Source organism: Bradyrhizobium sp. 76 (genome assembly GCF_023073025.1).
GTDB lineage: Bacteria > Pseudomonadota > Alphaproteobacteria > Rhizobiales > Xanthobacteraceae > Bradyrhizobium.
In genome coordinates this window covers 19,785-31,955 of record NZ_JADPIS010000019.1, presented here as the reverse complement: position 1 = coordinate 31,955, position 12,171 = coordinate 19,785, and the positions used below count along the sequence as shown (strand labels likewise).

Here is a 12,171-nt window from a genome sequence, read left to right as displayed (position 1 = left end):
CGCGGACGTCGCGTCTCGGCTGTGCCGTTTCTGCTCGGCGCGACTCACGACGCCACCATGTCGGCGTGAATCGCCTCGACGACCGCGGCGGGGTGGGTCAGCGGGATCATGTGTGCAGCGCCGGGGACAACGACCGTGCGGGCGTCGAACGCTCCCGCGAGCAGACGGCTCACCGACCGCGGAGCGGCCGACGTCCGCTCGCCGACGAGCACCAAGGTCGGCACCGCGGTCGAGGTGAACTCGGCGAGCATGGTCCGATCGGCTGCGCTGGCGGTCATCTCGAGCCTTAGCCGCGGTGCGAGCCGTGTAACCAGCGCACGCCCCTTCTCGCCCAGCGCGTTCCACGTGCCGGCGCCGCTCCAGTGCTCCACCAGCAGGCAGGCGGCCGCACCGTGATCCGGCCACGCGCGCATGAACCGATCGCAGAGGGTCTGCCCCTCGCGCAGGGCGTCTTCTTCCCCGGGCACGCGCAGCACGCTGACGACCACAGGATCGATCAACGTGAGCCGCGCCACGCGAGACTCGACGGCCAGCCGCAGGTGAAGTCCGAAAAATGCCCCGAGTGAGTGGGTGACGAGGTGGAACGCGCCGACGCCCTGCATGTCGAGCCAGCCGCGCAGGTGGGAAACCTCGTCCTTTGGCTGCCACGCCTCGCTCGGTGTCGGCGACCGTCCGTAGCCGAGCATGTCGGGTGCCAACGCCCGGGCGCCGCGCGCCTCAAGACCTGTGCGGACCGCGGCCCAGGAGTGGGAGCCGGTGGCGGAGCCATGGAGGAGCACAATGGGAAGGTCGTCGATCATCGGAAATCCTGATTTCGGGTAAAAGGGAAACTTTGATCTCAAACCAGCATCGACTGCTGGGCGAAGATACCCGCCATCGCGCCTTGCCATGACGCCGTGGTGACCGAGGGCAAGAAGGGCGTGGTGAGGTCGCCGGCGGCGTAGATGCCGGGCATGCTTGTTTGGCGGCGCTCGTCGACCTTGAGAACGATGCCGCCCGGCGTATCCACCGTGGCGAGGCCCAGTGATTCATGCAGGCTTGCGGACGGCTTGGTGCGCGGATGGGCGAACAGGATGTCGACTGCGACATTGCGGCCGGTATCGAGATTGACGGTGGCGATATGCCCCTTGTGATGGGCGATCCCGGTGATCCGGCCATCGACGACAGGTATGTTGCGGCGCGCCAGATCGGCCTTAATATCAGGCGGAATGTCGCGACCATCGGCAAAGGCAGTCAACTTGTCGGTCCAGTCGAGGAACAGCCTGGCCTGATTGTGCGACTGCGGGCCGGACCAGACGAGGCCCCAATGCTGGCCGGCGACTTCAAAGCCGTCGCAATAGGGGCAGGGCACGATGGACGTGCCCCAGCCTTCGGCAAAGCCCGGAACATCAGGCATCTGGTCGGTGATGCCATAGCTCAGGATCAGACGACGCGCCCCAAAGCTTTCGCCATCGGAAGTGAGGACATTGAAATCGTCGATGCCGCCGGAGACACTGTCGGCCCGGGCACTGACCAGCTTGATCGTGGGATAACGCGCCAGCTGCTGCCGCGCCTCGACCAGGATGTCCAGCGGCGCCTTGTGATCGTGGCCGAGCAGGCCATGCGAGTGGCCAGCGAAGCGGTTGCGCGGCAGGCCGGTATCGAGAACGGTGACCTTGCGGCGGGCACGGCCGAGCTGCAGGGCGCCGGCGAGACCGGCAAAGCTGCCGCCGATGATGATGACGTCATCCATGGTGATGGGCTCCGTGGGAGGGCAGGTGGAAACCTGCCCAATGGCTTGCATATTTCAGACACTGCGTGGTATCGTAATTCAAGTATTAGAATACTGTCAAGTACTGGAATTGTGGTGACCGAAAACAGACAGGGACGGCGCGGCCGGCCCGCCAACGAGGCGCTTGGCCAAACGATCCTTGACGCCGCGCGCGAACTCTTTGTGGAATTGGGTTTTCAAGCGACGACCTTGGACAAGGTCGCCCAGCGGGCGAAGATATCCAAGCTCAGCATCTACAGACACTTCGAGAACAAGGAGGCGCTGTTCAGGGCGGCCATCGCGGCCGGCTGCCATCAGTTTACACAGGCCCTTTTTGAAGGCGTCGATGGTTCGGCCGAAGATCAGCTCATGGCGGTGGGATCATCCCTGCTTCGCACGCTGTTGAGATCAGATGTCCGCAATGTCGAAGCCATGATCATGGCCGACACGACCAATCAAAAGTCGTTAAGCAAGCTCCATTACGAAGCCCGTCCCGCGCATGTCATCGCCCAAATCGAGGCCCTGTTGCGTCAGTTGCACGCGAAGGCGCTTCTGAATGTGCCCGATCCTCTCCGGTCCGCCCGCTTGTTTGCCGCGCTTTTCAAAGGATCCGATCTCCTGATGATCGCACGCTTCGATCAGGCGAGAGCAGAGGACGACGACGAAATCGAATCCTATTGCCGGTCGGCCGTCGCCATGTTCATTGCCGCGCACGTTGGCAACGACCACGTGGGCGGATATTTGCCTGCCCCAAGGTCAAAAGACGAAATTTGAATCGTGCGTGACCGATGTCGTCAAAATAACCATTGAGCTACAGGCCCCACCGCGAGACGGCCATTTTGGCAGCGGCGGCCAACGCTGCGCGGTTCGTTTACAGGGATGGAGGTATTAGGGTGACGGTGCATTTAACTCGCCGGACGCCTGTTAAAGCGGAAGCGCATCATTCAGTGCACGGTCATCCTAGTTCCGCGATATCGATCAAGTTGGACCTGTCACGCCCCAGGCGCGCTTTGCGCCACATCGATCACGTGGCGATCCGATCCTACGGTGATCACCACAGTATAGCTCTTTTGCGCGCCGGCCTGATCAGTGGGCGGCGCGAGGTGTAGTTGGCCTCCGTACCATTCGCCGGGCAAGAGCGTGTTGTCCTTGATCACCGCTTGCTCGAGCACGGCCATGTTGCGTTGACCTGCTTCAATCGTCCCGGAAATCATCGCGTCATTTTGTGCGGCCGCGTTGCCTTGCGCGATCGCCGCGGCTGTCGGGCTGTAGAATGAGCCGGTCCGGCCACTTGGGGTCGTATAGGTGCCATGTCCTGCTCGCGATGCGCCGTAGGCGTTGGCGCCGGCGGCGACCCCGGTCAGAAGCGCAGCCGCGACCTGCCGGTTCTTCTCCTCTTGAACGAGCATCTCGTATGTCACGATCTTCATTTCGAAGTCGGACCCCGCGGCGTGCTGGACGGCTTCAACTTGCCCGACTCGAAACTCGACCGGTTGACGGCCGAGATTGTTGATGCCGACCACGAACACGGGCCGGCCGTTCGCTTGGAGCTGTCGGGATGCCGGCCGAACGAGGACCAGGGAGCTCTTTTGCCGCGAGACGAGAGCAGGCTGCCCATCCCTCATGAGAGCTTGTTGCTGTGGATTAGAAGCTTTGAACGAGACCGTTTCGCCCGCTGTCATGCAGCCGGTGAGCGCGGCGCAAGCCGCCACCAACACTAAAATACGCACGCTGAATTCCCCCGCCGAAAGAGTCGATGCAAGCGCAACCATTGAGCGACGGCAAGGACAGTTTACGCGCGCAGGCCCGCGGTCCTCGATCAAAAAGTCTAAGAGGCACCGGCTTGCCTAGCCGAAGCTCGCGAAGCGAGTGTGGGGCCACTTCGAAAGCGACTCGGCTATCTCGTTGATTTTCCACGGCCCCGTGTTTTGAAATCGACTCGATCTCTACTTTAAGAACGACTCGATCACCTCGCTTTTCGATTTAAGAGCGACTCGATCTTGTAAGTCGTTGAGACGCATCTTCATTTCTGCTGATTTCATCCCGCTTTTGCTCCGACCTACATTCGATCGGGGGCGCTGTCTGAGGAGCCTACCCCTGGATCGAGATCGAATGCTCGCGCTGCAGGACCAAGCGGGACGTCGACATGGCCGCGCTGCGCCATCCGCCCACAACCTTCGTCCATGACCTGGCGAGCCGTCTCCGCTGCACCAAGTGTGCTAAGGCCGGGCGACGGCCGGCGGCCACCCTGCTGCAGCTGGCGCAACGGGGTCGAAATCCGGATCCGGAGACCTGACGACCTTGTGCAACCTCTACTCCATCATCACCAATCAGGCCGCCATCAGCGCGCTGTTCCGCGTCGTCAACCGGTACGTCGGCAACCTCGCGCCGATGCCCGGCGTGTTTCCGGACTACAAGGCACCGATCGTCCGGACCGGTGCCGACGGCCGCGAGCTCGCGACCGCGAGATGGGGCATGCCGTCGTCGTCGAAAGCACTGATGGACGCGACCAAGAAGCGTGCGGAGAAGCTTGAGGCCAAGGGCAAGACCGTCGAGTTCAAGGAATTGCTCCGGATGGAGCCGGACGGCGGCACGACCAACATCCGCAACGTGAAGAGCAAGCACTGGACGCGGTGGCTGGGTCCGGAGAACCGCTGCGTGGTGCCGTTCAACTCGTTCAGCGAGTTCAACAAGGTCGAGGGTGGCGACATCTGGTTCGCGCTCGACGAGACCCGCCCGCTCGCCTGCTTCGCCGGCATCTGGACCAACTGGACATCGGTCCGGAAGGTCAAGGAGGGCGAGACCACCAACGACGTCTACGCATTCCTGACGACGGAGCCGAACGCCGAGGTCGGCGCCATCCATCCGAAGGCCATGCCCGTGATCCTGACGACGCCGGACGAGGTCGAAACCTGGATGACGGCACCGGCGGACGAAGCCTTGCAGCTGCAACGGCCGCTTCCGGACGGGACGCTCCGGATCGTCGCCCGCGGCGCGAAGGAAGATACCGCACCTTCGCTTTCCTAACACCCCGCGAGTCCGGGCCCACGGCTTCGTGCGGCGGAAGGACGGCGCAGCCGGCGAACATCGACGGGCATTCTAGAGCCCATCGAGGCGCTTGACTCCATGCATGCCATTTGAACAAAACTAGAACAAACGATTCCCGCCGCGAAGGTACGCTTGACCAAACTGCCGCAACTGCCCGTCTACTATTACCTCGACCACTTCGCCGAGATGCTCGGGTTCGTGCAGCGGACGTATGAACCCGTTCTCGCTCCGGATCATCACGCGTTCATAGCGCGCTTCGAGCGCCTCTCGCGAGACGCCCAATGCCTGTTGGTTCGCATGATCAACCGGCGTGGTGCCATATTCAATCGATCCCTGTTCAACTACTCCGAGATCGATGACGTCGAGCGGGCAATATCCGATTTGACAGCGGCCGGTCACGCACGCGCAATTGGCGAGGCCGATTATTCGGTCTTCGTTTCATGTCTGCCGAAGAACGTCCTTGTCACAGGCGCGCAGGCGGCCGGCCGAGGAGATGTCCGCAGATCATGGTCGAAGCCGAAGTTCATCGACTACTATCTTGAACAGATACCCTTTTCGACGGCGGCGCAGCACTGCGGTGCCCGCAACTTCATCGCGCTCGCCGGCACGCGGCCAATGGAATTCCTGCTCTATCTCTACTTCGGCAAGACCGAGGTGAACCTCAAGAACTTCGCGCTGCGGGACCTGGGTATCCTCCGCACCAACCGCGAAACCGCGTTCAGCGCACGCTTCACCGATGCCGAGGAGGCGCTTGCCTCATTCCACTACAGCCAGATTCTGGACAGCCTTGAGGACGGATCGGAGCCCGTCCACAGGCGAGCCGCCGTCGACGTGCTCACCGGGCCCGCCTGCGGGACCCAGTTCGGCGGCGATCTGCGCAATCGAGCCGCGCATCAGACGGGACTTTTCTTCGAGAAAGCGGGCGAGAGCGATCTTGCCCGACAGCTCTACCGGGCGGGGTCTTCGCCGGACTGCAACGAGCGCCTGGTTCGCCTGCTTTACAATACCGGCGATCGGATCGGAGCCGAAGAACTGCTGCACCGGATGATCGATGATCCCGCCAGCGACGGGGAGCACCTCTTCGCCACCGACTTCTACGCCCGCAAGTTCGGCGGACGGCGTACGGGCCTCTACACCGAAGTGTTGCGGTCCGGCCGCACGATCACCGTCGACGACACTTATCGCGGCAACCCCGAAGCCGGCGTCGCCGGTGTTCTGCGGCGCGAGGGCACCAAGGTTTTCTTCGCTGAGAATGTGCTGTGGCAAACACTGTTCGGCCTGCTCTTTTGGGACGAGCTCTTCGAGAGCACCCAGATGCCCAGCGGGTTCGATTGGCTACCCCACAGCCTCAAGGACCGCAGCTTCCGTGGGCTGTTCGCCGCGGCGATTGACGAGAAGCTGGCCGCCATCACATCCGGAGCTTCTCTTCCGTTGATCCTCCGCACGGTCGCAGCGAAATGGGGCCGCCCGAATGGGATGTTCAGCTGGGATCACGTGCAAGTGGAGGCGCTGCGCGCCCTGCTCGAAGGATCCGGTCCGGCTGGCATCGCCAGCATCATCGGCAGCATGTGCGACGACTTCCGCGGCATGCGGGACGGTTTCCCCGACCTGATGCTGGTGCAGGACGGGAAGGCGTCCTTCATGGAGATCAAGGCGGAAGGGGATGTGATCCGCCGTAACCAGTTGACCCGCCTCCGCCAACTCGGCGCCGCTGGCATCATGGCCGAGATCGGCCGGGTCGATTACCGTTTCGACCCCGCGCAGGATTACGTGGTGGTCGATATCGAGACGACCGGCTCCTGGTCGAACGGAGATCGCATTACCGAGATCGGTGCGGTGAAGGTTCGCAATCACTGCGTTATCGACGAGTGGCACTCTCTCCTCAATCCGCAGCGCTCCATTCCCGCAAAGATCGTTCAGCTGACCGGCATCACGAACGAGATGGTTCGCGACGCGCCTTTGTTCGCAGAAATCGCGGATTCGTTCACGGAGTTCATGGGAGACGGCATTTTCGTCGCCCATAATGTCAGTTTCGACTACGGCTTCATCGCCCACGAATTCGAGCGGATTGGGCGACGCTTCAGATTCCCGAAGCTCTGCACGTGCGCCGGAATGCGGCGGCGCTATCCGGGACACAAATCCTACGGACTTGGAAAGCTTTGCGAGATCTACGGCATAGACCTCAAGAATCACCATCGCGCCTTATGCGATGCGAGGGCCTCGGCGCAGTTGTTGAATCTCATCAATCGGAAGCGGAGCGAAGAGAGACACAGCGCTGAAGCAGCGTAAGGCCTCTGATACGAAAAGCTGCCAGGAACCGCGCCGTGTGGCCGAGATTCAAGCCAATCTAGTCGATCGTGACAGCAGTTCATTAGCCGCAGCGTTTGGGTCAAAATTCTGATAAATAGAAATAATCGCTTGCTCCGTCGGGCAAAACAGTGGTTCATAAGGCGCTGGTCCTAGCAAGACGAAGGAGCCAGCGCGATGGCAAATGACGTCGATACATCCTCGGAATTGTCCAAGATCGCGAAACTGAATGGTGACTTCCGAAGGAACTACGGCACGCTCATCGGAGCGATTTTATATCTCCGCACCGTGAGCGCCGCCCGCCGAAGCCCCTGGCTTTGGGCCAGCCTGATTTCGATCGCTTTTTCGGCGGTGCTAAGCTGGTTGGGGCGGCACGGTTGGTTTTTGCCAGCGTCGCCTTGATGGCACCGAACAATGCCCCCTTTTCCGCGTAAAGCGCGCCCCGACGTCGACGAAGGGAATCAGATGAGAGCCAGACGTAGCGTCCTGAGCACAACGGGGCAGGCAACAGCACGTAGTACTCGATCTCGCGGTTCGCCGCATCCAACCGCATCACGGCGAGTAGGCCCGATGAGATCTGCCTTCGGTAGGCCTTCCATTGCGCAGCGTGATCCCTTCCACGATGCGCCAGTCGTCGTGCGACCAGAAACGAAACCACGCGCGCCTCCCACATCGAGCCCTATGCCGTCCGGAACTAGATCGGCCTGGAGACCAAGTTCCGTTCGCAGCGCCTCCGCGAGTTCGGTGGCGTGCCTCGATTGTTCGGCGGCCCAAAAGTCCCGGTTATCGATCCAGTCACAGTCGCGCGGCGACACGTATCCGATCAGCGCATAGGCCTTCCGCAGCGAACCGAAGTGCTTCACGTACGAGGAGACGTGATTGAGACCCAGCGTCGTATTGATGATGTGCGAGTTGAGTTTACCGCGCCGGCGGAGCGTGAGACGAAGCCGCAACAGCATCTCTTCTTCCGGAATCTCCACGCGGCGCTCGGCCAGCAGCTTCTGGGCGCGAGCGAAGATGCCTTGGTCCACGATAGGCTCGATCGCCGCAGCGCCCCGGACCCAAGCGTTATCCGGATTCTTGACCAGCTTCTGCCCCAAGCGTCTTGAGGTGCGATTGTAGACGGTCTTGCCGATGTAGTTCTCGTTCCCGAGAATGGTGGGTATCATGCCGTCGGTCCAGGGCCGACCGTTGTGATTGGCGATGCCCGCGTCGTTCAGTTGGCGACTGATGTCGCTGTAGGATTTCCGGCAGTTGACGAACTGATCGAAGATTTCCCGGATCACGGCGGTCTCTTCGGCCGAGCCGTGCAGCAAACCTCAGCTCTGCCCATTGCGAATGCCTGCTGCGTGCTAACCGCCCGGAACGAGAAGACGGGCGAAAGGATTCGTCCCGGCAGGAGCAAGCTTTATGCTGATGACGGAGGAAAGACGGCCGGCGAGCAGAACACTGCGTGGATGGGCGATCAGCGTGCTGCAGGAGGCGGGCGCCATACACGAATGCGAGGAGCACGGCTGGGCAAAGGACCGGGCCGACCCTCACGCCCGCGAGCGCGCGGTGAACATCGCGAGGCAGGAGCCTCCAGACGGCTTGTCTCCAGACCACGCTGTCGCCGAGGTCCGCCAAGTGCTGGATTCGGTCGGCGATACCTGCCCGGAGTGCCAGCCCGAGGACTAGCCGTTCGACCGAGGCGGGCAGCAGCGGAACATCCTCGCACGCCAGACGTTCGAAATAGGTTGCAAATCAATGTTTTGAAGGTCGTCCTGTGCGTATACTTGTAGTCGAGGACGATCCGCTTGTTCGAGAGTTTGTGGTCGAAGTGCTGCGGGACGAAGGTTGGAACGTGATCGAGGCCGGAGAAGGCGAGCAGGCACTGTCATTGTGCCGAACGACACACCCGGACGTTCTCGTCACCGACATCAAGCTCCCGGGGCGGATCGATGGATGGCAGATCGCGGAGCGCTGTCGAGAGCGCTACCCCAAGCTCCCCGTCATCTACGTGACTGGGTTTTCCCCGGTCGAGGCCAGGCCGGTCCCGGATAGTCTGACCCTGCACAAGCCGTACCACCAGGACCGCATCGTCGAGGCAGTTCGGACAATGGGCAAGAACAAGCCGAGCTTCGGTTGAAACCGCGACATCCGCCTCGACCTGGATCGAGGGAGAGATCGGTTGGCGAGCCACGCCTCCGCGACTACGATGACAAAAACCTCGTGAAAAAGAAGAGGCCGCGCGGATGCCGGGCGTGATCGAACGAAATAATATCAACGTCCGGGGAGCCGGCAGCAGGGGGATAATGTTCGCTCACGGCTTCGGCTGCGACCAGAACATGTGGCGGTTTGTGGCGCCAGCCTTCGAGAAGGACTTCAGGACGGTCGTGTTCGACCACGTGGGCGCCGGCGGCTCCGATTTGTCGGCGTACGACCGGAGCAAGTATTCCAGCCTGGGCGGGTACGCGGACGACGTGGTGGAAATCGGGCGCGAGCTAGATCTCCAGGACGCCGTCTTCGTCGGTCATTCGGTCAGCAGCATGATCGGGGTGCTCGCCGCTCAGAGGGCGCCGGGCATGTTCGGCAAGCTTGTGCTCATCGGCCCTTCGGCCCGTTACATCGACGACGATGACTACGTGGGCGGTTTCAGCGCCAAGCAGATCGAGGAACTGCTGCAGTTCTTGGAGTCCAACCACATGGGCTGGTCCTCACAGATGGCGCCGGCGATCATGGGCAATCCGGATCGGCCGGAACTGGGCGAGGAACTGACCAACAGCTTCTGCCGAACGGATCCCGAGATCGCAAAGGCGTTCGCCCGGGTGACCTTCACGTCCGACAACCGTGAGGATCTGCCGGGCGTCGGGGTGCCCACCTTGGTCCTGCAGTGCAGCGAAGACATCATCGCGTCGCAGGAGGTCGGCGACTACGTGAGCCGCAACATTCCCAAGAGCCGGATGATCGTACTGAAGGCAACCGGCCATTGTCCGAACCTCAGCGCGCCGGATGAGGTGGTCCAGGCGATGCGGACATTCGTCTAGTGCACATCTCTGGCCCAGATTTCCAGGACCTGGTCGAGAACGCACCGTGCGGCTACATCACCCTGCAGGCGACCGGCCGCGTCGATCAGGTGAACCGGACGTTCCTGGACTGGAGCGGACGTTCGGCCGAGCAGATGATCGGGAAACGCTTTAGCGATTTCCTGACCATGCCGGGCCGCATCTACTACGAGACCCACATCGCGCCCCTTCTGCGTATGCAGGGCTCCTTCCAGGAGTTCGCAATCGACATGCTGGCTGCCGACGATGCCCCGCTGCAGATGATCGCGAACGCGAACGAGCGCCGGGACGCCGACGGCAAGCTGCTGCAGATACGGCTCGCACTGATCAAGGCGACCGATCGGCGGCGGTACGAGCAGGAGCTGCTTTCGGCGCGCGAATTGGCGAAGGCAGCCGAGAAGGCGATTGAGGAACGGTTGGAGCGCGAGAACGAGGCCTCCGAGTTGCGCGAGCAGTTCATTGCGGTCCTGGGCCATGACCTCCGCAATCCGCTCGCCTCGATCAGCGCCGGCGCCCGTATTCTGGACCGCACCGTCCAGAGCGAGAAGGAGCGCCAGATCATCGCGATGATGCAGACGACGGTCATGAGGATGTCCGCGCTGATCGACGACGTGCTCGATTTTGCGCGCGGCCGGCTCGGCGGCGGAATATCTCTTGACCGCAACACGACCGAACCGCTGGAACGCACTCTCTCTCAAGTTGTAGACGAGCTCAGATTGGCAACGCCCGGCCGGGTGATCGAAGCCGAATTCGAGATCGATCGACCCGTGAATTGCGATCGCACCAGGATAGGTCAGCTCCTATCCAACCTGGTGGGCAATGCGCTGACGCACGGGTCCTCGAACAAGCCGGTCGTGGTGGGCGCCGAGACGACCGCAACCGCATTCGAACTTTGGGTCTCCAACGCGGGGGATCCCATCCCTCCCGAAGCAATGGACAAGCTGTTCGAGCCATTTTTTCGCGGAAAGGCTCGTGCCAGCCGTCAGGGTCTCGGGTTGGGCCTCTATATTGCGTCCCAGATCGCAGAAGCTCACAAGGGAAGGCTGACGGTCACATCAACTTCAGAGGAGACACGGTTCACGTTCTTGATGCCGCTAGATGCCGTCTGAACGTCTTGGAACTTGTGAAGCTACGGACTGACTGTGTGACCATGATTCTGAGATCTCTCAGAGATAGGCTTGACGGTGTGGCGCGGCCGTCTGCGGAGATGAACTGATCCCGGACCGGTTTCTACGCCATGGTGGACCGTTGAAGCGGCTTCACCAGAGCACGAACTGAACTATTTCAGATCCTGTGCAGGAGCTTCATCTCGGCCGCCAGCTGGAAACTTCGTTTTCCGGCCAGCGCCGTCGCCTCCCAAACCGCGCCGTTGGCCTCGCAGCTGCCCGAAAAGCCAATGCCCACTTCGTACCCGCCGAAGATCGCGTCGCGAGCCGCCGTGTGTTCCTGGTTGACGATTTCACCGCGCCAGCGGTTATCTGCAGAGGAGTAAGAGCCGAGATAGTAGAAGAAGGCGTCTCCGCCCAGCATGCGGCCGTCCTCCAGCAGCATCACACCGGTCAGTCCGCCGTCAATCCCATCGAGCGCGCGGATGCGCAGCCCGTAAAGGCCATTTGGGATGCCGCCGTTGCCGACCTTTCCTGGCGGCGGCAATGACTCCTCATCCAAGCTGGTCATCACGGAATGCATCACTTGATCAGGGAGCCGGACCGGAGAGGCGTCGAAGTGATAGGAATCGCCAACCGCACGGCCGCGCAGGATCAGCTCGTCATCGTCCGCACCATAGAGCTGCCGCACCTCGGGATTCATGGCATGGCGCTGTCCGGCTACGCGACCGACGATCACGCCATCGATCTCTTCGTAGCTTCCGACGTGGGCGAAAGCCGAGTTTCCCCCCAGCATGCGGCCACCGCGCACATGCATGACGCTACGGTTCAGCACGGGGCCAGCGCGATACTCGCATTTGTACAACCCGTCGAACAACACCCTGTCCCCGCTGCGCCTACGTATTGTAGCCGGTCC

The 12,171-nt window shown here is 61.8% G+C and carries 13 protein-coding genes and 1 pseudogene; 9 read left to right on the top strand and 5 right to left on the bottom strand.

From position 1 onward, the window contains the following. Positions 1 to 44 precede the first annotated feature (44 nt). Positions 45 to 800 carry an alpha/beta fold hydrolase gene (locus IVB48_RS06605; protein WP_247398686.1) on the bottom strand — a complete coding sequence of 252 codons (756 nt, stop codon included), beginning with the start codon at positions 798 to 800 and terminating at the stop codon, positions 45 to 47. A gap of 38 nt (positions 801 to 838) precedes the next feature. Further along, positions 839 to 1,732: an NAD(P)/FAD-dependent oxidoreductase gene (locus IVB48_RS06600; RefSeq protein ID WP_247398684.1), complete on the bottom strand. Its 894-nt coding sequence runs from the start codon at positions 1,730 to 1,732 to the stop codon at positions 839 to 841. A gap of 114 nt (positions 1,733 to 1,846) precedes the next feature. Between IVB48_RS06600 and IVB48_RS06595 the strand changes: the two genes are divergently transcribed. Further along, entirely contained in the window at positions 1,847 to 2,524 is a 678-nt protein-coding gene (locus IVB48_RS06595) for a TetR/AcrR family transcriptional regulator (RefSeq protein ID WP_247398682.1), read from the top strand. Positions 2,525 to 2,742: 218 nt separating this feature from the next. Here IVB48_RS06595 and IVB48_RS06590 read toward each other — a convergent pair whose 3' ends face one another. Next, positions 2,743 to 3,480 carry a hypothetical protein gene (locus IVB48_RS06590; RefSeq protein ID WP_247398680.1) on the bottom strand — a complete coding sequence of 246 codons (738 nt, stop codon included), beginning with the start codon at positions 3,478 to 3,480 and terminating at the stop codon, positions 2,743 to 2,745. A 347-nt stretch (positions 3,481 to 3,827) separates the two neighbouring features. On the opposite strand from IVB48_RS06590, the pseudogene IVB48_RS06585 reads away from it, so the two are divergent. The 4 genes and pseudogenes from IVB48_RS06585 to IVB48_RS06570 form a co-directional block, all read left to right on the top strand. Then, positions 3,828 to 4,046, top strand: a pseudogene (locus IVB48_RS06585) (hypothetical protein); the annotation flags it as partial. A 5-nt stretch (positions 4,047 to 4,051) separates the two neighbouring features. Further along, on the top strand, positions 4,052 to 4,777 hold the full coding sequence (locus IVB48_RS06580; protein WP_247398677.1) for an SOS response-associated peptidase family protein: 726 nt from the start codon (positions 4,052 to 4,054) through the stop codon (positions 4,775 to 4,777). A 153-nt stretch (positions 4,778 to 4,930) separates the two neighbouring features. Next, a complete protein-coding gene (locus IVB48_RS06575) occupies positions 4,931 to 7,087 on the top strand; it encodes an exonuclease domain-containing protein (RefSeq protein WP_247398674.1) in 2,157 nt (718 codons plus the stop codon). Between the two features lie 195 nt (positions 7,088 to 7,282). Then, complete coding sequence (locus IVB48_RS06570) at positions 7,283 to 7,507, top strand: hypothetical protein (protein WP_247398671.1); 225 nt, start codon at positions 7,283 to 7,285, stop codon at positions 7,505 to 7,507. Positions 7,508 to 7,566: 59 nt separating this feature from the next. On the opposite strand, the gene IVB48_RS06565 is transcribed toward IVB48_RS06570, so the two are convergent. Then, complete coding sequence (locus tag IVB48_RS06565) at positions 7,567 to 8,421, bottom strand: recombinase family protein (protein ID WP_247398669.1); 855 nt, start codon at positions 8,419 to 8,421, stop codon at positions 7,567 to 7,569. A 94-nt stretch (positions 8,422 to 8,515) separates the two neighbouring features. On the opposite strand from IVB48_RS06565, the gene IVB48_RS06560 reads away from it, so the two are divergent. From IVB48_RS06560 to IVB48_RS06545, 4 genes are all read left to right on the top strand, one after another. Beyond that, a complete protein-coding gene (locus tag IVB48_RS06560) occupies positions 8,516 to 8,782 on the top strand; it encodes a hypothetical protein (protein WP_247398667.1) in 267 nt (88 codons plus the stop codon). Between the two features lie 88 nt (positions 8,783 to 8,870). After that, positions 8,871 to 9,233, top strand: a complete 363-nt coding sequence (locus IVB48_RS06555; RefSeq protein ID WP_346658968.1) for a response regulator — start codon at positions 8,871 to 8,873, stop codon at positions 9,231 to 9,233. Between the two features lie 106 nt (positions 9,234 to 9,339). Then, positions 9,340 to 10,131: an alpha/beta hydrolase gene (locus tag IVB48_RS06550; protein WP_247398663.1), complete on the top strand. Its 792-nt coding sequence runs from the start codon at positions 9,340 to 9,342 to the stop codon at positions 10,129 to 10,131. Further along, positions 10,131 to 11,258, top strand: coding sequence for a PAS domain-containing sensor histidine kinase (locus tag IVB48_RS06545; protein ID WP_247398662.1), 1,128 nt, complete (start codon positions 10,131 to 10,133; stop codon positions 11,256 to 11,258). The genes IVB48_RS06550 and IVB48_RS06545 overlap by 1 nt, the downstream gene beginning before the upstream one ends. A gap of 175 nt (positions 11,259 to 11,433) precedes the next feature. Here IVB48_RS06545 and IVB48_RS06540 read toward each other — a convergent pair whose 3' ends face one another. Then, the gene (locus IVB48_RS06540; RefSeq protein ID WP_247398661.1) at positions 11,434 to 12,132 is read right to left on the bottom strand and encodes a GrlR family regulatory protein; all 699 of its coding nucleotides are present in this window, start codon (positions 12,130 to 12,132) and stop codon (positions 11,434 to 11,436) included. Positions 12,133 to 12,171 lie beyond the last annotated feature (39 nt).